The 23,137-nt window shown below is 44.6% G+C and carries 16 protein-coding genes; 6 read left to right on the forward strand and 10 right to left on the reverse strand.

All coding sequences use genetic code 11. From position 1 onward, the window contains the following. The first annotated feature begins 3 nt into the window (after positions 1-3). From JC606_RS09120 to JC606_RS09140, 5 genes are read left to right on the forward strand one after another with little or no spacing between them, the layout of a single operon-like run. The gene (locus JC606_RS09120) at positions 4-930 is read left to right on the forward strand and encodes a DUF58 domain-containing protein (RefSeq protein ID WP_198778460.1); all 927 of its coding nucleotides are present in this window, start codon (positions 4-6) and stop codon (positions 928-930) included. Then, entirely contained in the window at positions 927-1,412 is a 486-nt protein-coding gene (locus JC606_RS09125) for a DUF4381 domain-containing protein (RefSeq protein WP_198778461.1), read from the forward strand. Before JC606_RS09120 ends, JC606_RS09125 begins: the two co-directional genes overlap by 4 nt. Beyond that, positions 1,405-2,397, forward strand: a complete 993-nt coding sequence (locus JC606_RS09130) for a vWA domain-containing protein (protein WP_105023844.1) — start codon at positions 1,405-1,407, stop codon at positions 2,395-2,397. The genes JC606_RS09125 and JC606_RS09130 overlap by 8 nt, the downstream gene beginning before the upstream one ends. Continuing rightward, on the forward strand, positions 2,390-4,312 hold the full coding sequence (locus JC606_RS09135; RefSeq protein ID WP_198778462.1) for a VWA domain-containing protein: 1,923 nt from the start codon (positions 2,390-2,392) through the stop codon (positions 4,310-4,312). Before JC606_RS09130 ends, JC606_RS09135 begins: the two co-directional genes overlap by 8 nt. 2 nt (positions 4,313-4,314) lie before the next feature. Further along, positions 4,315-5,994: a BatD family protein gene (locus JC606_RS09140; RefSeq protein ID WP_198778463.1), complete on the forward strand. Its 1,680-nt coding sequence runs from the start codon at positions 4,315-4,317 to the stop codon at positions 5,992-5,994. 69 nt (positions 5,995-6,063) lie between these two features. Here the strand turns inward: JC606_RS09140 and JC606_RS09145 are convergent, their stop codons facing one another. The 5 genes from JC606_RS09145 to JC606_RS09165 all read right to left on the reverse strand — a co-directional run bounded on the left by JC606_RS09145 (position 6,064) and on the right by JC606_RS09165 (position 12,130). Beyond that, positions 6,064-8,208, reverse strand: a complete 2,145-nt coding sequence (locus JC606_RS09145; protein ID WP_137406232.1) for a sensor domain-containing diguanylate cyclase — start codon at positions 8,206-8,208, stop codon at positions 6,064-6,066. 336 nt (positions 8,209-8,544) lie between these two features. After that, on the reverse strand, positions 8,545-9,294 hold the full coding sequence (pstB, locus tag JC606_RS09150) for a phosphate ABC transporter ATP-binding protein PstB (RefSeq protein ID WP_004737715.1): 750 nt from the start codon (positions 9,292-9,294) through the stop codon (positions 8,545-8,547). A 93-nt stretch (positions 9,295-9,387) separates the two neighbouring features. Beyond that, positions 9,388-10,251 carry a phosphate ABC transporter permease PstA gene (gene pstA / locus JC606_RS09155; RefSeq protein WP_032498030.1) on the reverse strand — a complete coding sequence of 288 codons (864 nt, stop codon included), beginning with the start codon at positions 10,249-10,251 and terminating at the stop codon, positions 9,388-9,390. Positions 10,252-10,266: 15 nt separating this feature from the next. Beyond that, positions 10,267-11,196 carry a phosphate ABC transporter permease subunit PstC gene (gene pstC, locus JC606_RS09160; RefSeq protein WP_008215818.1) on the reverse strand — a complete coding sequence of 310 codons (930 nt, stop codon included), beginning with the start codon at positions 11,194-11,196 and terminating at the stop codon, positions 10,267-10,269. A gap of 112 nt (positions 11,197-11,308) precedes the next feature. Continuing rightward, positions 11,309-12,130, reverse strand: a complete 822-nt coding sequence (locus tag JC606_RS09165; RefSeq protein WP_137406231.1) for a phosphate ABC transporter substrate-binding protein — start codon at positions 12,128-12,130, stop codon at positions 11,309-11,311. A 468-nt stretch (positions 12,131-12,598) separates the two neighbouring features. Between JC606_RS09165 and JC606_RS09170 the strand changes: the two genes are divergently transcribed. Beyond that, complete coding sequence (locus JC606_RS09170) at positions 12,599-14,242, forward strand: methyl-accepting chemotaxis protein (RefSeq protein WP_198778464.1); 1,644 nt, start codon at positions 12,599-12,601, stop codon at positions 14,240-14,242. Positions 14,243-14,331: 89 nt separating this feature from the next. On the opposite strand, the gene JC606_RS09175 is transcribed toward JC606_RS09170, so the two are convergent. From JC606_RS09175 to JC606_RS09195, 5 genes are read right to left on the reverse strand one after another with little or no spacing between them, the layout of a single operon-like run. After that, on the reverse strand, positions 14,332-14,889 hold the full coding sequence (locus JC606_RS09175) for an Lcl C-terminal domain-containing protein (protein WP_137406229.1): 558 nt from the start codon (positions 14,887-14,889) through the stop codon (positions 14,332-14,334). A 2-nt stretch (positions 14,890-14,891) separates the two neighbouring features. Then, positions 14,892-16,379 carry an Lcl domain-containing protein gene (locus JC606_RS09180; protein WP_137406228.1) on the reverse strand — a complete coding sequence of 496 codons (1,488 nt, stop codon included), beginning with the start codon at positions 16,377-16,379 and terminating at the stop codon, positions 14,892-14,894. 4 nt (positions 16,380-16,383) lie between these two features. Further along, positions 16,384-18,711: a proprotein convertase P-domain-containing protein gene (locus JC606_RS09185; protein ID WP_198778465.1), complete on the reverse strand. Its 2,328-nt coding sequence runs from the start codon at positions 18,709-18,711 to the stop codon at positions 16,384-16,386. A gap of 9 nt (positions 18,712-18,720) precedes the next feature. Further along, positions 18,721-20,862: a TonB-dependent hemoglobin/transferrin/lactoferrin family receptor gene (locus JC606_RS09190; RefSeq protein ID WP_137406226.1), complete on the reverse strand. Its 2,142-nt coding sequence runs from the start codon at positions 20,860-20,862 to the stop codon at positions 18,721-18,723. Then, positions 20,863-22,881, reverse strand: a complete 2,019-nt coding sequence (locus tag JC606_RS09195) for a prolyl oligopeptidase family serine peptidase (protein ID WP_198778466.1) — start codon at positions 22,879-22,881, stop codon at positions 20,863-20,865. It lies immediately after the preceding gene. Between the last annotated feature and the right edge of the window lie 256 nt (positions 22,882-23,137).

Genomic DNA, 23,137 nt, shown 5'->3' on the forward strand with positions numbered 1-23,137 from the left:
CGCATGAATAATTTATTACCGAACCACAGTGACGGCGTGATGCTGAACCTGGACGAACTGCTGCAGTACAAAGCGCAGTCTGTTCGATGGTCGCCTCCAGCGAAAAGCCTCTGGTCACAGCTCAATGGTCAACACGAAAGCAACCGCAAAGGTCGCGGGATGAATTTCTCAGAAGTTCGTCAATATCAAGCGGGTGATGACATACGCAGCATTGACTGGCGAGTAACCGCAAGAACAGGCAAAGCGCATACTAAGCTGTTCTCTGAAGAGAGAGAGCAGCCTGTCATCTTGTATTTGGATTTATCAAGTAGCATGATTTTCGGTTCAACCCTATTGCTGAAATCAGTTCAACTTGCGCACTTTGCTAGTCAATTGTGCTGGTTAACCGTCGCTCAAAAAGACCGAATTGGCGCAGTCATCGATACCGGCAAAGAAATCATAGAAATCAAACCGAGTGGCAGTAACCATGCTCCTTTGCGTATTTTGCAAAAAGTCATAGAAATCAATAATGCAGCGCTAACCAACGACGATAATCGTTGCGATACCACCTTGGAGCATGGATTGAAGTCTCTTCATCAACTTTGCCCAAAAGGAAGCGATATTATCCTCCTCAGTGACTTTGTACGTTACCAAGAAAGTGATTACTCACTTATCAGCCAAATACGCCGACACAACAGAGTGCGTTTGGTACATTTTCATGACCCGCTAGAGCAAGGTCAAACGGCCTATAAAGGCTCAAAACAAGTCACCGATGGCAGTAAAACACAGTGGTTTAACTTCTCCTCTACGAAAGAGAAGCAAAAACTCAATCACGCGTTCTCATTAAAAAAACAGCAGCTACAACAGCTTAGCTTATCTCTCGCGATACCCTATAGCTCGTTGTCGAGTGCACAGCCATTGATGAGCCAGATATCAGGAGCTCAGTCATGAAGCAGCCCTTAGATTTAAGCCCTGTGATTACACCAGATGCGCCAACATGGTGGCCTCTGGCGTGGGGTTGTTGGGCAGTGATTGTCACATCCATCATCCTGATTGCCCTTGTATTTTTCATTGTAAGACGCAGAAAAAACAATCAACAGGCGAAGCAAGAAGCGCTGTCTTACTTCACTAATAGTCAGTCTTCAGATCGTTTGTCTCCGAGTGAAGCACAACGCATCCTTCGTCAGGCTGCATTGAGCTACTTCCCACGAGAAAAAGTAGCAGGCCTAGCTGGTGATGATTGGTCGAAGTTCTTAGACGCGCAATTGAAAAAACCGTTGTTTGTAGAGAAACAAGCTCATTGGCAACAGTCACTCTATCAAGATCCAACTTCAATGAACGAAGAACAACATAAAGTCCAACAACAATTGGTGACTGACTGCGAAACTTGGATTCGCAAAGCCCTTCCTCCAAAGCGAGGTCGTTATGAGTAATCTCCTAAGCACTAACTTACTAAACATTGAATTCGTTTGGTGGTGGATGTTTTTCCTCGCACCATTGCCGTTTCTCGTTTACTTGTTCTCACCTAAAGCAGAATCAAGCGGTGCTCTCAAGCTTCCATTTCTGCCAGAAGACAGTAATACCAAAACACCGAGTACTCGCTTACCAAAAGCGTTGTCAGTGCTTATTTGGCTACTGCTAGTAACGGCGAGCGCTCGCCCGGTCTGGTATGGCGAACCCGTTGAGTTTCAACCGAAGCACCGTGATTTGATGTTGGTTGTCGACCTCTCCTACTCCATGAGCCAAGAGGACATGCAATTCAATGGCGAGTACATCGACCGCTTATCGGCAGTGAAACATGTGTTGAGTGACTTCATTGAACGCCGCAAAGGCGACCGAGTTGGTTTGGTGCTCTTTGCCGATCATGCCTACCTACAAACACCTTTGACTTTGGATAGAGACACGCTGTCACAGCAGCTCAATCAAGCAGTCCTAAGACTGATCGGTAATCAAACCGCGATTGGTGACGGCATTGGATTGGCGACCAAAACCTTTGTAGATAGTGATGCGCCTCAACGTGTGATGGTACTACTCAGCGACGGCAGTAATACCGCCGGGGTGTTAGACCCACTAGAGGCCGCAGATATTGCCAAGAAGTACAACGCAACCATCTACACCGTCGGTGTTGGCGCAGGCGAAATGATGGTTAAAGAGTTCTTCATGACTCGTAAAGTAAACACCGCTCAAGATTTAGATGAACGCACGCTAATGGAAATTGCCAAACGCACTGGCGGTCAATACTTCCGAGCGCGTGACAGCAAAGAGCTGGCAACGATTTACGACACTATCAACCAACTAGAACCCGTGACAAATGCGACCAAAATATGGCGACCACAACAAGAGTGGTTTGTATGGCCTTTGTCGGCTGCCATGTTCTTCGCATTTATGCTGTTAGCCATTAGGAGAAACAATGTCTAACTTTACTTTTATCTACCCATATTGGTTGTTAGCACTTGCTGCCCTGCCCGCTATTTGGTGGCTCAGCAAGAGACAATCGAAACAAGGGTTATTGGCTTCTCATATCGCGCGATATTTAGCCCCAGAATCAAGCAAACCGTCTAAAAACCGCAGTACTTACTTTGGTATTTGGTGGTTGGGTGGTGTTATTGCGCTAGCCGGACCAAGCTTTCAAAACAATGAGCAGCCTAGCTTTGAAAAAACACAGGCACGAGTTGTGATGATGGATATGTCGATGTCGCTCTACGCTACCGACATAAAACCAAACCGTTTAACGCAAGTGCGATATAAAGCGCTCGATCTACTCTCATTGTGGAATGAGGGCTTAACCGGAATGGTCGCTTACGCTGGCGATGCTTATACCATTAGCCCACTAACGTCAGACATCAACACCATTAAGAGCCAAGTACCGAACTTATCTCCAGATATCATGCCTTTCCAAGGTAGTAATGCCCCCGCAGCAGTTAAGCTTGCCATTGAGATGATGACTCGCGCGAAGATCTACCAAGGTGATTTGGTACTCATTGCCGATGACATCGATGACCAAGAAAAGAAAGAGATCGACTCGCTACTATCTGGTGGCAATTGGACGCTATCTATCTTGGCGGTGGGTAGTGAAAGTGGCGCACCAATCTCATTACCAAGTGGCTCGATGATGCAAACCGACTCAGGACAGACGGTAGTTGCAAGAACCAACTTAAAGAACATGCGCGATCTGACACGCAGCTATGGTGGCACCTTTACTGAAGTTCAGTTTGATAATTCAGATGTCGAACACATCGCAAACTACCTCGACCGCATTGCAACAACGACGGAAGTGACCAAAACCAATAACTCACTTAACACCAGAGTCAACAATGGCTTTTGGCTACTGCCATTCCTATTGCTACCTGCGGTTGGGCTTTTCAGAAAAGGCGTTATTTGGTGCGGATTGGCTGCAGTCTTAACATTTAGCCAACCGAACACGGCGTTTGCAAGCCCATGGAAAACCGACGACCAAGTAGGTTATCAGTTTTATCAAGATGAAGATTTCCAGCAAGCTGCGGAACAATTCAAACAGCAAGAGTGGAAAGGCATCTCACAATACAAAGCGGGTGACTTCGAAGCGGCTGAGCAAACGCTACAAGGTTTGACTGACGAAAGTGCTCGCTACAACCTTGCGAATGCTCAAGCACAACAAGGCAAGTACGATCAAGCGATTGAAGAGTATCAACGTATTCTCCAAAACAACCCAGATCATGAGTATGCGAAGAACAACCTAGAAATCGTCAAACAAGCCCAGCAACAGCAACAGCAACAGCAACAGCAACAGCAACAGCAACAGCAACAGCAACAGCAAGATGATTCTGAATCCAAAGACCAAAAAGACCAAGACCAGCAGAATCAGCAAGGTCAGCAAGGTCAGCAAGGTCAGCAAGGTCAGCAAGGTCAGCAAGGTCAGCAAAATGATTCTTCGCAAGGCTCACAGGATCAACAGCAAAACTCTGCAGACAATGAAAACTCGCAGAGCAAAGCTGATAGCCAACCTCAAAGCACAAACCAAGAGCAAGCCAAAGACCAATCGAGTGCAAACGCAGACAAACAAGAGGGCGAGCAATCTAAGCAGCCAAGTACAGCAAACCAGTCTGAGGAAAAAGAGCAGGATAAGCCACAGCCTCAAAGTGCAAACGCACAGCAAGCTTCAGGCGAAAAAGGTGATAAAAATGCTCAACAAGCTGTAGCACAGGCCTCAGGGCAACCGCTATCGAGTGACCCGGATATGCGAAAGCTTGAGCAAGTAGAGAGTGCGCGTGACCCAAGCCAACTGCTTAAAGCGCAAATGATTTTACAAGCACAACAAAAAAGTGCTCCTAACAACCAGAACAAAAAGTGGTAACCATGCGATTTCTAAATAAGCCATTTTTATCCATAGCCCTAACACTGCTGTTGGGCGCTTTCTCGTCATTTTCAGCATTGGCTGCTAATGCCGTAGCAAGTGTTTCACAGAACAGTGTCACCAAAGATGAAGTATTCCTACTGAGAGTTACCACCGACGAGAAGGTCTCTTCTGATGCTCTAGATCTCACCGCGCTTCAGCAAGACTTCTATGTTGGCACACCAAGCTTTGGGTCATCGATGCGCATCATTAATGGTAGCCGTTCGGTGTCAAGCGAGTGGAACATCACCCTTGCTCCACTGCGCTTAGGCCAGGTACAGATCCCTAGTTTTGATATTGAAGGGGCTAAAACCAAGCCCATCACCATCAATGTGGCCGTTAATAAAGCGGCGCCGACTCAACACGATATGGCTGAGTTTCAACTTAACCTAAGTAAGAGCTCACTATACCCACAAGAGATCGCAGAGCTTGATGTAAAGCTGATCATTAAAGCGGATCCAAGAAGGCTTCAAGATCCGATAATCGCGCCACCGAGCTCTTCAGGCTTAGATGTGGAACCTATTGGGGAATCGAAGCAATTTCAAGACGTTCTCAATGGAAAGGAGGTGACGGTAGTTCAACAGTCATTCCGTATCTCATCGCAAAAAGCAGGTCAATTTAAGCTGAACGGGCCGAAGCTAACAGGAGCCGTCATCTACTCAACCAACAACTCTAGTACAACACGTTTGTTCCAACTCGACACACCCGTTGAAACCTTAGATGTCACCGTAAAGGATGTGCCAAAAGGCTACAAGGGTGAGTGGTTACCAACATCAAACTTCAAATTGATACAGCAATGGTCTGATAGCCAAGGTAACGAATTAACCGGTAACAAAGGATTAGAAGGCGATAAGCAAGCCATCGAAATGGAAGCGGGTGATTCGTTAACTCGTACTATTACCATGACGGCGAGTAACTTAACGCAGCACCAACTACCAAAACTGAATATCACCTACCCTAAATCGGTTCGTGTTTATGAAGAAAAGCCACAATTTGGTACCACAAAGTCCGGCGATGCAGTTGTAGTGTACAAACAGGTTCTAATCCCAAAAGAAGCAGGAAACATCTCGCTTCCTGACGTTTCCCAAGCTTGGTTCAATACTGATGCTCAATCAGAACAAACCAGTAAAGCTCTGGGCCTAGAGCTAGCAGTAACAGCAAGTGATCGCGTTGTATCAAGCGCACCTTCAGTTGCTAGCGCACCGCTCCAGCAAGCATCGCCAACGGTGATTAATGTCGATAACCCTGGTTTCTGGCCTTATCTCACCGCCCTATTCGCTGCTTTATGGTTGATTAGCTCTGCGATGGCCTTCTACTTCTGGTCACGCCGCGGTGTAACGACAAAACCAACACACACTGTTGAACGTCAATCAGATACCGCAGAAGCGCTTATTGAAGCGCTAAGAACGAAAGATGGCGTGCTGACCAGAACCTTATTTGAGCGATGGAAATCTGAAAATTCAGATCTAAGTAATGAGGCATTGCAAACCCTTGAAGCCGAACTCACCAAGCTAAACCAAAGCCTTTACGGTGAAGCCGGTTCATCAGCCCAAACATGGAGTCCTGATCTGGCAATCAAAACGGTGAAGAAGCCCAAGAGAGTCGCGAGTAAAAAGCATAATAGCTCGTTAGAAAAGCTTTAGTCGACACTGCTCATCAAGAACAGTCAAGCACAAAGGCCGTTGATCATATGAAGATCAACGGCCTTTGTTTTAAGAAAGAGAGGCTGTGACTTTTTTACGTTTTAATGCAGAAACAATTCGATTTCGCCCCGAATCTTTGGCTTGATACAAGGCTTTATCTGCCTTGCCATACAACAAATCAAAATCGAACTGATGCTGGTCAGACGTTATCGAGGCATAGCCAACGGATGCCGTTAAATATGGGCTGGTACTACTTTCACAATGCAGGATTTTTGCCTCTTCAATGCATTTCCTAATCGACTCTGCACGTTGCTTTGTCTCTGAGTGATTCGTGCCAATCATCAACAACATAAACTCCTCTCCGCCAATCCGACAGAAGGTTTCTTTATCATTGTGAACATGGGCATTCAGTATCTCACCTACTGTCCTCAGAGCCGCATCCCCTTCAGTATGACCGTAGACACTGTTGTACAAACCAAAATGATCAAGGTCGACAAGAATCAACCCAAATGTAATTTCGTTCTGTGAGGCAAACGCACCTTGATCGTTGCAATTCAAGTCTTCTAAAACCTGCGACAACATACGGCGATTTCCAAGGCGTGTCAGAGGGTCGAGTTTAGAAATGATATCCAATTGTTCATTCGCCAACTCTAGCTCTTGGGTACGCTTACTGACTTCTTGCTCCAGTGTTTCATTGAGTTTTTTCAGCTCTTCTTGAGCCATGGTTCTTTGCAGCACCTCAGCAAGGCTTGAAGCAAAGATACGTATGACCTCTCGAAGCTGTGAGGTTAGCGGGCTACGAGTTAGCAAGTTGTCGGCAGCGATAAACGCAATTGGCTCACCCGTGTTTGTGGTGAGCATAGTCATGGCCGTCCAACCAACCCCGACAATATTGAAATCGTGATAAATCGGGACCGACTCTTCGAACGCGACTTGATTCGGACAAGCACGTGCTGCCGCGACAATGTCACGCTCCACCAGCTCAGAGCGATAATAAGACTCATCGACAATATCGCCTTTGATGTCGGTACCCCACGTACCCTGCATGTAGCTGCATTCTTTGTCCGTCAGGAAAACCGCCAGCCGATCGATACCTAGATGTTGAATCGCAAAACTAACAGCAGACTTACAGACTTCACTGACGCTATCGCATCGAGACAGCTCAACCATACTCGAGTGCAACATACGTATGTTCTGCTCTTGGCGCTTGCGAATGTAGATCTGAGAAAGCAGAGAGCCAAAAGACTCAAGCATCTGCTTTTGATAGTTAGTAATCGGTGAGCGATGAATGTAGTTATCCATGGCGATCCAACCAACTGGCTTGTCCCCTTCACGCAAGATAAGCATGCCATTCCACCCCTGCCCAACCACCTTACCTTCTGTATACAGGGGCGCATTATCGATGATGACTAGATTAGTATGGTTATCAGACAGCGCTTCAATGTATTCCGCTTCAAGTTGATGCAAATCGTATTGAGTGTGGTGTTCACTGTTGGTTTTACCCGCTTCGTCAGTGCCATAAGTGCCACTGAAGCAACGCTTTTTCATATCAAGCAACATGAAGATCGCACGATCAAATCCTAGCCTGTCTCGCACAGCCTCAACCGAGGCTTTATACAACGCATCGAGTGATTCGGGATTGGAAAGCTCAAGCGCGACCTGATGGACCAGCTTCATGTTCTCTACAAACAGTTCACGTAGCTTTATCTCGTCTAAATATTGAGCTTCACGTGTGTCTCTGTGTTTGATTTCAAGCGCAGCGTTCTTCTCTGCGCGAATGCACTGCCAACGGGCTGCGGCTAACTGAAGTACATCAAGGTCTTGAGCAAAAGTCTGGTTGATCTGCTCTGTACAGCAATTTTGAACAATTAAATAAGTTCTGGAGGCAGGCGCATTGTCGAGCATCATGATGAATGACTCACCACCAAGTACCTTCATGTGTTCCCACTTACAGGTGTTGATAGCCATTGGCAAAACCCCGTCCGCGGTATCGAACTGAGCAACCCAAGGCCAAAATGTAGCGGGATAGTTCGCTAATGAGGTGAGTTCGCCGTAAGAGAATAGTGGTAATGCGTCGCTCTCTGGCGTTGGCTCAGCAAATATGCCAATCCCTTTGGGGGCTAACACCTTAACCAGATAGTCAAAAAGAGACTCAGCCAACAGACGATGGTCGCGTGTCGCAGATATTTGTTTTGCAAAGGCTTTAACAGGCACAGCTTCCTTCCATTGGCGATTAAGAATAAAGCAAAAATACAGAAGCCTTGATATGCAATCAATGTAAGTAAAAATGAGATGTTAAGCGGGTCGCAGTTTCACCTTTAACATTATCACAAGCATGAGAAGGACGACAAAAATGGGATTCTCTGCCCAAAATCACATCGACATTGGGGCTTTTTTAGACACATAAAAAAGCCCCACCTAAAGTGGGGCAAAACTTCCATCGCTTATAGTTATAGTGATAATTCTGTTGTTCTATTCGATTATCTAACCTGCGTTTCAGTTAGTGTGTAAAGGTATCTAATCGCTTAAATACCACACGTAAATCGTCGATTAACCAAAGTCACCGTTTACGTAACCTTTAGTACGATCATCTTTTGGTTCACTGAAGATAACACTGGTTTCGTTATGCTCTACAAGCTCTCCCATTAAGAAGAAAGCCGTGCGGTCTGAGATACGACGCGCTTGCTGCATTGAGTGCGTTACGATAACGATAGTGAAGTCTTTCTTCAGATCTTCCATCAATTCTTCAATCTTGTGTGTCGCGATTGGATCTAGAGCCGATGTTGGTTCATCCATCAGGATTACATCTGGTTCCATTGCAATGGTACGTGCGATACATAGACGCTGTTGTTGACCACCAGACAGACCAAATGCATGCGCTTTTAGACGGTCTTTTACTTCATCCCACAGTGCAGCACTGCGTAGCGAGCGCTCAACCACTTCATCGATGTGTTTTTTGTCTTTGATACCTTGAGCACGTAGGCCGTATGCCACGTTCTCGTAGATGCTCATTGGGAACGGGTTTGGCTTTTGGAATACCATGCCTACGCGGATACGTAGGTCAGCGACATCGATATTGCCGTAGATGTCCGTGCCATCCATATCCAGCTTACCTTTGATAGTAACGCCTTCAATTAGGTCATTCATGCGGTTCAAACAACGCAATAGTGTTGATTTACCACAGCCAGATGGGCCAATCAGAGCAGTCACCTGACGAGTTGGAATTGGCAGGTTGATAGATTTAAGCGCTTGGTTGTCGCCGTAAAACAGATCTAGGTTCTCAATATCAAATTTGTTCATGTTCGTAATCTCTAAATTCTTAAATTCGTGTCTAACTTGATGCTTTCTTTATCACGGGGGCTCTCTTTATTGTTGAGCCAGTAGCTAGTGAGCTTAGTAAGTTGCCGTGTTGAAGCGTCTTGCAATCAGTTTTGTAACCATGTTGATCAAGAGAACCAATACGATTAGGACTGTCGCCGTGCCGTAGGCTTGGTTCCACTCATCGATAGTAAATAGCTCTGTTGTCAGCTTATATAAGTGAACCGTTAGTGTACGGCCAGAATCGAATACCGACTCAGGAACACGTGCCACCATACCTGCTGTTAAGAACACAGGCGCTGATTCACCAATTACACGACCAATACTAAGAATGACCGAAGTTAAGATACCTGGCATTGCGCTTGGTAAGATCAAACGCCAGATAGTGTAGATTTTTGAAGCTCCAAGGCCGTATGAGCCTTCACGGTAAGTTTGTGGTACTGCCATCAATGCTTCTTCTGTAGTACGAATGATTACAGGAAGAATCAAGATACTTAGCGTTAGTGCACCCGACAGAATCGAGAAGCCAAGACCAAGAATCGATACAAAGAAGGTCATACCGAATAGACCGAAGATAATCGACGGAATACCCGCTAGAGACTCAGTACAGAATCGAATCGCTTTAACCAGTCGGCTACCCACTTTCGCATATTCAGTTAGGTAGATTGCCGTCATGATGCCCAGTGGTGCTGCAACGGCAATCGATGCAATTACCATGTAGATCGTAGCGATGATCATTGGGAAAATACCACGTTCTTCACCAGTACGAGTGTAATCGTCAGTGATGAAGTTCCAATCTACGTATTGCAGACCGTTCGATAGGATGTACCAAATAATCCAGAATAAGAAACCAACAGTGACTGCTGCTGCCGCCCAGATAAAACCCTTTAAGATGTTATCTTTAGTTTGACGGGCTTGTTTTAGTTTTACGAGATCCATATTACTCATCCCCGCTTACTTCGATTTTTCACGGTTAAGATAAAGTAGAGCACCATTTAACATCATGATGAACACTAGAAGTACAACACCGGTTGCGTAGAGTGCATTTGCGTGAACGCCACTTGCGTAAGACATCTCAATCGCAATGTTCGCTGTTAGTGTACGAGCCGAGTCCAAAATACCTTCTGGCATTGCTGGAGCGTTACCCATCACCATGATGATTGCCATGGTTTCACCAAGTGCACGACCGATACCTAGAATCACACCAGTCATAATGCCTGAACGAGCGGCCGGAACGAGCAGCTTAAAAATCGTGTAGATTTTAGAAGCACCCAATGCAAGTGAACCTTCCTTATAGGTGCGTGGCACTGCACGAATCGAAGTTTCAGAAACCGTAATAACGGTAGGAAGAATCATGATACCCAGAACGATGATACCTGCCAGGATGGTGTTACCCGCTGGTACAGAGAAGATGTTCTGAATCATTGGAACGATAATTACCAGACCAAAGAAGCCGTAAACTACCGACGGGATACCCGCTAGAAGTTCAACTGCTGGTCGAATAATATCTGCAAGACGCTTAGGAGCAATCTCAGCAATAAAAATAGCGGTTAGTACACCTACTGGAACACCAACAACTACAGCGCCTAGTGTCGACACAATCGATGCAACAATCATGGTTGCAACACCGAATAGAGCTGGAGGTAACCAGTCAACACCCAAAACGATGCCAGAAACACCGGCTTCTTGGAATGCAGGGATACTCTCTGCAACGATAAAGTAAGCGATAACGGCTAGTGATACGATGCCGATTACAGCACTCGATAAGAACAAGCCGTGGAAGATTCTTTCTCTCCAGTCAACGCGCTTCTTGGTGCGCAGACTCGGCTTATTGATTTGAGTCGCTTCAGTATTCATAAGCTTTTCACTATTTGCGATGGTCATATATAAAATCTCAAACTTTGTGGCTCAAAAAGAGCTCGAAATAACCAAAGTTGAAAGAAAAGGCTCAGCCTAAAGTCAGGCTGAGCAATAATTTAAAGTGAGTCAGTTAAGATTAGTTAACTGTGATGTAGCCTTTCTTACCAGCGATAGCTTGAGCTTCGCCTGCAACCATCCAGTCTAGGAACTGTTGAGTTTCAGCTGTTGGAGCGCCAGACTTGTAAAGTACTAGGAAAGGACGAGCAACTTTGTAAGAACCGTTCTTAACGTTATCTACAGTCGCTTCAGCGCCGTCGATAGTTAGAGCTTGAACAGATTCGTCAACTGTACCTAGAGAGATAAAGCCGATTGCGTATGGGTTGCTTGCTACAGAAACTTTAAGTGCGCCGTTACCGTTAGCAACTTGTGCACGTTGAGAGATAGCCGATACTTTCTTATCGCCGATCTTCTTCTTAAGCTTCATGATGTCTTCGAATGCACCACGTGTACCAGATGCAGTATCACGAGTGATTGCTACGATTGGCTTGTCTGCACCACCAACATCTTTCCAGTTAGTGATGTCGCCTTTGTAGATTGAAGTGATTTGCTCAGCAGTCAGAGCAGATACTTCGTTATTTGGGTTTACAACAACTGCGATACCGTCACGAGCGATAACTAGCTCTTTCAGGTCAGCAGATTTCTCTTCTTCTTTAAGGTCACGAGAAGAGATACCTAGGTCAGCACTTCCATTTTTTGCTGCTTTGATGCCTGCAGAAGAACCTGGTGCTTGAATTTCGATGAACACTGGTTCGCCTTTATTCATGTAGGTTTCTGCAAAAACTTCAACCAGTGGAGAAGCACTGTTAGAGCCAACTACAGAGATAGTTTCTTTAGCTGAAGCTGTATTCACTGTTAGAGCGCCTAGAAGTGCGATTGCACCGATAACTGTCTTTTTCATCACAAATTTCCTTTAGTGGCGTTATTGCCGTAATGTTGTGTTTGCTTGAACGGTGCCCACTTTAGAATCCGAATGTGACAGTTGTGTTTCACTAAATTGAAGCCTATATGACAACTGCAATTTATTTTCTTGTTCTCTCCTTATTAGATGCATTCAAAGTAATACATTACCTTGTTCTATAAGCACTAAGTATTTATTCCAACCAAATTAAAACAACCTGCGCAATTAACCATCACTGCTGTTCGTTACGTAGAACATGTCTAGAGCTCCTCTTATTAGCCTTACCTTTATAAAGGTCAAGAGGCTTAATTGAACGATTAATAATCATTACCTATCAAATACCTATCACATATATCCAAATTGAATCTATTACTGATTGAATTGTCATTCTCAGAAGTTAGAATCACCCACTAATAACAATAATAACAATTGCTTCTGCTCATTTATTTATTCAAAGAGGGACATTACATGCGCCAACTTCTCAGTGGCTTATCTATAAAAATACAAATACTAATTCCTGTACTCTTTTCCGTCGTATTGCTTTTTACGGGGGTTATTATCGGTGGTGACAAACTAGAAAATGCCTTTAAAGAGGTATCTATCGCAACAGACCAGTTGATACTACATAAAGAAGAACTCAGCGAAATCGTCGACAACAGCTACGGTATGCGCATCAAAGCGATCTACAGCTTGTTCAATGCAGATGATGTGAAAACCTTGGTTCAAACTCTTAATGAAAAGCGCGACCTGAACACTCGTCTACTGAACTCCTTAAACACTGTGCCGGGGATGCAAGACGAAGTAGCAGCGATGAGTAAGGCGATGAATCATTATGTCGACTTTTCTCGTACAACAATGCTTCCTCTATTAAAGGCAAAACATGGTAATTCAGCTCTGTCTTCTGACTTCGATGCACGTTACCAAGTGGCCATTGACCAATACCGTCATGCTGGCAACGAGATGGTACAAGCCATCAATACCCTATCTAAAAAGCTCAACTTACTTGCAACGAAAGAAGTGGACATCAATGGTCAGCAACATACCAATACACTTGATACGGCGACGGTAGCACTGCTAGTTATCCTTTCAGTCGCACTAGGCATCAGTTGGGTACTCGCAAGCATCATTGTTAAACCAATAAGCAATATTCAGGCAACTATGCGCGAAGTCGCAAATGGTAACTTGCTAGTAAAAGCAGAAGAGTACGGCGACAACGAAATCTCTCGCTTAGCAAAAGACGTAAACCAATCGGTAGACCAACTGCGTGACACCGTAAGTTCACTTTCTCGAATCAGTATTGAAGTCGCTTCTGCATCCACAGAGCTGGCTGCAGTAATGACGCAATCAAGCGTGAACTCAGATCAAGAGAAGCAAGAAGTTGAGCAAGTTGCTTCTGCAGTAAATCAATTGGAGAGCACAGCTTCTCACGTTAACGAAAATGCAGTTCAAGCAGATTCGGCATCTAAGCAAGCCGACGAAATGGCAACGCACAGCATGAGTTTGTTTAACGAAAGCAACAAAGCCAATGAGCAAATGGCTATTCAGCTTAGTGAAGCAGCGAATGTTGTGGGAACACTGAAAGAGCACTCAGAACAGATAGGCAAAGTGATTGAGGTGATTCAAAGCATCTCTGAACAGACCAACCTACTTGCGCTGAATGCAGCTATTGAAGCGGCGCGTGCTGGAGAAAGTGGTCGTGGTTTCGCTGTGGTTGCCGATGAGGTTCGAATGCTAGCGGCACGTACTCAAGACTCAACCAAAGAGATACAAACCATTATCGAAGGTTTGCAGGTTCAATCTGGCAATGCGAACGAGAGCATGAGCAGCTCACTGGCGATGCTAGAGCACAACCAAACACTTGCAGCTGAAGTAAGCGAGGCTCTTTCTGGTATTGCCAACTCAGTAACGGACATGACGGAAATTAACACTCAGGTAGCCTCGGCAGCGGAAGAACAAAGCCAAGTGACGTCAGACATCAACCGCAATATCTCCAACATCTACAGCTTAGTAAGCCAGAACGTAACCGGGATTACTCAAGCTGCTGCTGCAAGCCATGAGCTATCGAACCTTGCAGAGCAACAGAAACAGCAGTTGGGTTACTTCAAGGTGTAAGGTTTAAGACTGGAAGTAAAACATATCGTTCAAAACTAAAAAGGCCGTGGAAAACCACGGCCTTTGTTATTTACACAATAAGAGTTCGATCACTCGGCAACCAACAAAACGCTAAATTTATATTGTGCAGCGTTGTACTGATAAACCTCACCATTAATGGAATCAAGCGTCATCACACTCTGTCCATTACCAGCAGGAGTGGAGCTCCATACATAAGCCGCTAAATTACCCGTCTCAAAATTAAACGTATCACCGAATACCTTAGTGCTCATTGCCGGAGAATGGCACGCCACTTCTTTTAAAGACACCAGCTCTTTGATGTTTGGCATACGCCACTCTTTTTGGCCACCGAAACGATGGAGAGCATGGCTACCACTTTCATCATTGATTGATTCAACCATAGCAAGCGCACTCTGCCAGTGGTAGGTTTCTACCTTTCCACTACATTCTAGTGCCTTCGGATCCCATGTTTTACCTAGTTGACAACGCATCCAAGTTAATCCTGTCAGCTCGTCACTAAAGGTTCCATTATCGTTCGCAATGTAACGTGTACTTGGTGCCGATTTCTCAATGTCTAGGCTGCACTCTTGTGCCATAGCACCCACAGAAAATAGGCCGATTAAAGCGATGGTAAGTACATTTTTCATTTCTATTTACCTTGTAGTGAAACTAAACGAGCAGGGAATTGATAAGAATCGTAGTTATCTGATGAATCCACATCACCAGAGTAGATCTCTAATGCACTTATGTAGCCTCGATCATCACCCAATGTACCTATCTCATTGTAATAAAAGCCCCCATCTACCGTCGTATTGCTGTATTGGTTAAAAATAATAGATTGATTCCAAACAGAACCGATCTCTGTATATTGGCCACCAATACTCTGATGAGGGAAGTATTTGTAAGTTAGGCCGTAAACTTTACCGTCGGCATTCTTTTCGGTCTCACCGAAGTCGAGCAAATTGTAAAACTCATGGAACGTCGGTAAACGCCAGTCAGATTTACCGCATAAGTTCAGTGCATTGATATGATCAACGTAATCTTGCGTGGTACATACCGCATCACCTTTTGTTTTACATGTCGCTAAATCCACATCCTGATCATAAGGCGTTACCACTCCTGGTAGTTCCAATGCGAACTGTCGATCTTTGTATTGAAGTGAGTTTTCATCGTCTGTTTTTGACTCCCAGATCAAGCCGCTACGTTGGTCCAAAACACAAGACCATTGCGTTGCATCATCACTTAATACCTGCCCATTAGAATCTAGCTTAGCGAACTGAAAACCATTGCCTGTATTAGTGTTTAACTCGGTTTTATCAAAGCCATACTCAGCGTCTTGCCCAGGAAAGGAACTCTGCACTTCTACCACATCTTGTGTGTCATCAATGTCTGAGAAATAACGAACCACGCCAGTGTCATTCAATGCCGTTGCAGCTTTTAGTTCACCTTCTAGGAAGTCAGCAAATGCCGCAACTTCATCATTGGAAAGCACTCCACTAACATAATCGGCTGCACTCTTATCAAATTTAGAACTCAACTGTGCCAGCATGAACGCGCGGTTCGAATGCTTGAACGCTTTAATCGTCGAGACAATATTTTGCTCCAAGCTCGCTAGTTCAGACGCAGACAGGTCGTCTTGAATATCACCAGAGATAGTGATGCCGCTTTTCGCGAGCTGCGCTTTTAACTTGTTATTAGCCTCAGCAACCGTCAACCCATCTGCAACATAACCAGCTAACAGTGAGCTAATACCATTGATTTCGTTGCCCGTAGTTTTTTGAAGACCAGGAGCTGCTATATAAGCATAAGATGAGGCAGAGCCACTGGCGCTATTCGCTGCAATCCCAGTATCAACTTGAGCTAATAGAGGAACTGATAAAATCGACTTCTTAATGCTAGTGATACTAAACTCGCCATTCGCGTTAGCTGTCGAACTTGGCTCACTACTATCACACATGTAGTTTTGGTTTATGTCCGCACAAACCTTACTTTGCAAATCGATATTTTGTGCTGTAATTGCACCTGACACTGTATAAGTTGGTGCTGAGGACGCGGATGTCGGGGTATCAGAACCGCCCGAGCCACCACAGCCAGCAAGAGCCAAAGAAATGGCCAAAATTGTCAATTGAGGTTTCATAGAGTTATCTTCTTGTTTTGTTTTTAAAGAGCCTTGTCGTCGAAGACAAGTAACGCGTAGCAAATGACCTGCCCAATGAGAGCAAAGACATAAATAGAATCAATACCGGTGAAACGGAACCGCCCGAAGAACCAGTGGCAACCGGCGGTTCTTTAGGTGAAGTCGCAGCCTCGCCACATTCGTATTTCGAAATAGTGCCCAAGCCCCACTTATTTAAATGTCCTGTTTCACCATTCACGTAATCGGCGATTTCCAAACGCCAAGAGCCGTTAATTGGCTCTCCCTTGAAAGGATCAAGAACAGGGTCATGTTTAAGTGTGAAATAACCGTCGAAGCCAGCAAATCGAGTGGATTTATGGTTCAGTAGGTCCACCCGAGTCCCCCTTGGGGAAATTAAAGTCACGACCAGGTCACTCAAACGCGGGTGATCGATATTTAAATACAGACCAAAGCTGTCATCAGCCAATTCGGCAGTTCCATTAAGGCTGAAGTTGAACGTTTTAAAACCGACAATAGGCTGGTTTGTAGAGCTAAGCCGACTATCAGGAAGATAGCTACTTACTTCTTTGATATCAGATGCCAAAACAGGCAAGCCATAAATCAATGTCGATTCTTGCTGCCAATTTTTTGATTTCAGCGTGTCACTGTATCGATAGTCAATGCTCGTATTCATTGTCACTGCTGAACCACAAACTTCTCCCGAAGGAAGTGCAGCTTCAATAGATAACTGGTTAACAGGATCGCTAACGAACGGTTGTTTCAACTTGGATATATTGATTTGACCATCAACTTGAGCGGTTCTGAGCGTTGGATAAAGCTCAATTGCTAATGGCTTACTTGGATCAACATAGCGGTTCGCTACCTCGACCTCAAATGGCTCAATCGCTAGCCCATGTACGTCAAATTTGTGCTTTAGTATTTCGGCATAGTCCCGGTTTGGATACATTTGCTGAGCGACAAACAAGGTGCTCTCAGCCAAATCATGCATTTTCAGCCCTCGACCTACCCCATACATCGACTCCAAGACAATTGAGTCAAACTCTTCCAATGCCACTTCACCATACTGCTCAACAGACGCTTTTAAAGCCTGGAAGAGTGGTGTTGACCATAGTTCATCACCCAACTCACCAGCGACACTTTCATGAGGACGGTACTCAGCTTGCCTAAAGTAGCGTGCTCTTTGGTTCCATAAACTGCGAGTGGTGTTTCTTACACCAAAATAACCATCCCAATTGAAGACGGTATCAATTTCGAATTCTTGGCCTCGCGTTTGTGCATCTTGATATTGACTACGAAAACTAAAGCTCCCAGCCCAGTAATCTCCAAACCCTTCACCAATTGCACCTGTATGGCCATAAGCCCAATCTTTTACTATGTGGTAGTGAATGCCATGCCCAAGTTCGTGCAGGATTACATCACCATCGAGAGCATCAGGAGAGCCACCACCAATGCCAAATAACGTCGCTTTAGGACCATAGTAATAGGTCGAGTTGTCAGCAGATAAGCCTCTGCCATCAAACTCTAAAGGCGCATCAAATAGATCAAAACCCAAGTTACTGATGTAGCGTAAAGACTGGTCTAAATGAGCAAAAGCCATCAGCTGTGGAAAGCGCGTATCTTGCCAATCTATGCTTTGTAACTCATTCAAGTCAGCAAACTTTGTTATGCCTTCTGCGCTAAGAAAATTTGATGTGTCACGGTTAATTGCAGCACCTGAATCAGGGTCAATAGAATACAAAGCCGTTGCATCGACCTGCGATACGCGAGAGTTCGTAAGATAGATACCATCACCATGGTCCAAAACATCCACATCAGCTTGCACGTAATGTGGGGCGTTTGGATACTGATTGACATCGGTTAACAACGTCTCTGGTGGCGCAGCACGGTCCATGGTTCTTAGATCAGGGCTAAAGACATTCACCTGCGTTGAAACAACCTGTCCACTGCTCAAGCTAGGTGCTCTCTCAGCCTCTAACAGGCGAGGGACTTCCAATTCAGCAGCCGTTGTTGGTGCTCCGTTGAGCAGCACAGTATTTTCCAGACTTCTAAATACTCGTGAAACCTGGTCATCAAGATTGGTCGATAACACGACGGTTTTCTGTTGTTGATACTCTCCTCCAATCAACACATCGAAGTTGTAGTGATTCCCCAATTTAGAGTGCGTTTCATAGCGAAATCTAAGTACACCAACATCTGGGTAAGCTTGTTCTAAATAAGCTTTCGCTTCCTGTTGCGTTGTAACAACAGCATCATTAATTGGGTAATCCCACTCAGCAGCGTTGCTTATTGCTGAAACGAAACACAACGCAAGGTAAAGAGAACTCTTTTTCATATGTCCCCCTTAAAACTCATACTTGGCATTAACGGTGAAGTAACGACCAGGCTCTGTAGAATAAATTTTATTGCTATCTGCTATACCCGCTACGTCTTGATATCGAATGTATTCTTTGTCGAATAGGTTCACCACATTGGCGCTGACATCTAAGCCAAAGTTCCAAGCATAGCTAACCCCCAAGTCGACACTCGCCCAGCCAGAGGTAGTCGCGCAGTCAGTCACCATCCCTAAGTCATCTTCACATTGAGGTACCTCATCCATCGCCTGTGCCCAATTAACCTGCGCATAAGCAGAGAAGGCATTATCGTCGTAAGTGATTTCAGCATTACCTTCCCAAGGTGTTAATGTGCGAACTTTTTCGCCTTCATCATCTTCCCCATCAACAAAACCGACTTTGGTACTAACACTCCACACATCATTCAAACGATGGGCAATTGAAGCCTCAATGCCATATGTCTCGACTCCACTTACATTTTGGTACTGCTTGTAGTAGTTGCCTGTGTTTGGATCTGGAGTAAAAGTAATTTGTTTGACGTCGATAAAATTATCGAACTTCTGATAAAAGACAGCGGTGTATAGCTGTGTCTGTCCATTATCAAACTTGCTGCCTAGTTCAAACGAATCACTTGCTTCCGCCTCAAGATCCATATTTGGCACAATCACAAACGGAGTAATTGGAACGAAATCATGATTCTGGTAGCCATAGATTTTGTCGTAACCGGGCGCTCTAAAGCCGTGATTATAAGAAAGGTAAGTATTCAATGATTCCGTTAGCTGATAGCTCACAGACAAACTCGGAGATAACTCGCTCGAGGTTTGCTCTTTCAACTCGTAACCACTGATCGAGTTTTGAGATTCGGGTTTCATCTGGTTCACATCAAAACGGGCGCCCGCCGTCACTGTCCAATGATCAATTTCTATCGCATCACGAACAAATGCAGCAAAGTTGTACGAACGTGCTGGTGCAAAAGGAACGTCAGCATTGAGCGACAACCCATTCCAATCTAAAACAGAAGATTGGCTTGGACGCTCATGAAGATTTGTTTCCATACTCATGCCATAAGACAGTGTATGGCTCATGTTTTTATGTTGAAACGCACTAATGAAGTCGGCGCTAGCACCAAGAAGCTGATCGGTGAAACCACGAAAATCAATCGTTCTGCGTAATTCAGAAACGTTATTATTGGTTCGAGACATCAACCGGTTGGTGGTATCTTCGTTTGTCATGTCACGCCAATAAATCTTGGTATCTAGTTCCTCAAACCAAGTATTAGTTGGAAGATACTCCAAGCCCACATAAGCAGAAAATGCCTCGGTATAGCCTTGCTGATCAAAGTCTTCCGTGTCCCACTTGCCGTCTTTTTGAATCTTAGAAGAGCCCTCTTTTCGGCTTAAATTTTCTTTGTAGTACTCTACGTTACCTTTCAACATTAATGCATCTGTAGACCAGTAATTAAGAGTGTAACCACCGCCGACCCCATCGACATCTCTTTGGTATAGGTCTTCATCGAAGTTACGTGTTTCTTCACCTTCCCAGTAAGAAAGATTAAGCAAACTTTCAAATTTTCCTGCACGAAAAGCTAAATTTGTTGCACCTTTATATTTGTTACTGATCCCCGCATAAGTCGCCGATACATCGCTATAGAAATCTTTATCAACTAGGTAGTCTCCAGGCTGTTTGGATTTCACCACGACAACACCACCAATCGCGCCAGAGCCATATACAGATGAACTCGCCCCTTTTATAACCTCAATACTTTCTAAGTTAGACATATCGAACGAGTTACGTCCTATCTTGTCATTGATGTCATTAGCACCAAAGCCATCAGCAGACTTGATTCCATCTTTCACAATCAAGATGCGGTTACCTGTCATGCCGCGAATCGTAATGTTTTGAGGTCGGCCTGCGCCCCCTGTAACACTAACACCGGGTTCACTCTTTATAGCGTCGTAAAGCTCAGTTGCACCTTTTTGTTCCAAGTCCTTACCGGTGATTACAGCAACTGAACCTGCAACTTCAGATAGTGGTTGCTCGATCTTATTGGCAGTGACGACTACTTCTTCAAAGTGATAAACCTCAGATTCGGCGTGCACGAGGTTGGCAGCAAGTACACTCAGTACTGCCGCTGATAGGGGGGAAAGCTTCATTTACTGCTCCGCTTTAATGTCTTTCAAGGTAAGTGATAAAAGGAATGCGTATTCAAACGCCTGTTGAGATAAGGACTTTCTCCTATCTGTCGAATGTCCTTGGGTAAAGCTTGTCGACAATAGATAAGGCCCATGCCCTGTCGTTAACTCATTTAACTTCGCGTAATATTTAGCGCCTTCCCAATAAGGAACACGACGGTCATTTAAGCCAATCTGTATCAATATGGGTGGGTAAGCTTGCTTACGGAGATTCAAGTACGGGTCGTATTGCTTCATCACCTTCAATTCATCTTTGATGTTAGGGTTCCCCCACTCTCCGTATTGTTGGGCTGTTAGGGGTAGTGAAGAATCGGACATGCTATTCACAATATCGACAAACGGCACTTTAAGCACCGCGCCATCGAACAAGTCAGGGGCTTGATTCAAAGCGGCAGCAACGAGTGTTCCTCCTGCACTTCCGCCCATCGCGTAGATGGATCGTGTACCTTGGTAATACGTTCTTAATGCCCGTGCTGTAGCAATGAAATCAGCAATACCATTTTCTTTATTGATGCCTTTTCCAGCTTGATACCAAGAATCACCATAAAAGCCTCCACCACGAACATGTGCAATCGCATAAATTACACCTTCATCAAGTAAGCTAATGATTTGTGGCATAAAGTAGGGCTTCATCGTCATCCCATAGGCCCCATATCCGTACAAAAACACAGGTGTCTTTTTAGTAAGCTTGTCTTTTCGATAAGCAAGAGTCACAGGGATCATCTTTCCATCAGAGTTAACTGTAATTTGTTCAGTTTGATACTCAGACTTGTGATAGTGGGAGTAATGATCTTGTGAGAACAACGTTCGTTTCAGAGTTTTCGTACTCAAACGCTCCCACTTAGCCGGTTGGGTAAGAGACATACTTCTAATGTGCAGTTTATTACTCGCGTAGTCGCCAACTTGGCTCACCCAAGCAACCTGCCCCGCCTCGGTTAATGGCTGGCTTAAACGATATTGGTTGTTGCTATCAAAGAAGTGTAAAGACTGAGTTGCCCCACTCTGGCTAATAAGCACAGGACCAGATTCAAACAAATAGAAGTTGTTGATTCTGGATTCATCAGCCGGCTCAAAGAGGGTATTCCATTGTTCTACTTGTGAAGCTTGGTTCAGCGGTACAGAGTAAAATGCAAATTGACTGCGTTCATGGTTGCTGTTGATGAATACACGAGAGCCAGAAACATCAACGTAATATTCAATGCCTGGTTCACGAGGTAACAGAGGTGCGGTCAGTTCACCAGAGCCAAGGTCTAACAATCGTTGCTCACTTGAGTTCTCACTATTGACCTGAACAACAGCAAATTGCGAGTCGCTGGTCTGGTAATACGAGAGCAACCAAGAAGAGTCTAATTCTCTAAGAACAACAATAGGAGATGATTGATCTAGAGAATATTGAACAAGCGCATAAGGTCTCGACGTTTTAGATTCGAGTTCGATCAGAAACAGAGATTGACCATCACGTGACCAGCCTAATGAGTTATCCACATTTTGAGCGATTGGCGTAACTCTCTTCGTCCGAAGATCAACCACGCTTACTTGGTATTGCTCAGACCCTGTTATATCTTCGGCGATCGCTAGTTTTGTTTTGGTAGAATCGAGCTCCCAAGCCGCTAACTGATAATAGTCGTGTGCAGTAGAACGTTCATCAAGGTTTAGTAATTCCGTTGTAACCGTATGCCCAACCTCTCGAGAAAGTAAGGCTTTTTTCCCGTTATGCTCTAAGATCGCATATTCATAACCATTGATTTCCTGCCATGGTTTTTCAGCTCGATCTGGACGATTTTCTTGCCATTTTTTTTCTAAAGACTCGCTTATAGGTTGAATGCTGTCTTGATATTGCTGTGTTTTATTATTCTGTTCCGCAAGGTAGTCGAGTACCTTACTTGCACTACGAGAATCATCTCGTAACCAAGAATAGTGATCAGTAGCACTGACCTTCCCCGTCAAAAAGACAAAAGCTAACAGCACAAACGCTTTCATAAATGCAATAAATCCATACGCTAATTTGATAAATTTCGCGTATACTGCACCCAAACGATAATGAGATCAATTATCATTTACATATTTATATGACTTTAATCACAATAAATAAATCGATTTGTGCCGGTTTACTCGTGCAAATTCATGCAGCACTTGTACTAAGTTTTAGGGTTAAAGTCAGTCAATAGTATCGATATTGATCGGATATATTACCTTTCACACAATAAGGCAACGTTTACTTGCTGACTAAAATTTG

It is taken from the genome of Vibrio sp. IB15, from assembly GCF_016406055.1.
Classification (GTDB): Bacteria; Pseudomonadota; Gammaproteobacteria; order Enterobacterales; family Vibrionaceae; genus Vibrio; species Vibrio chagasii.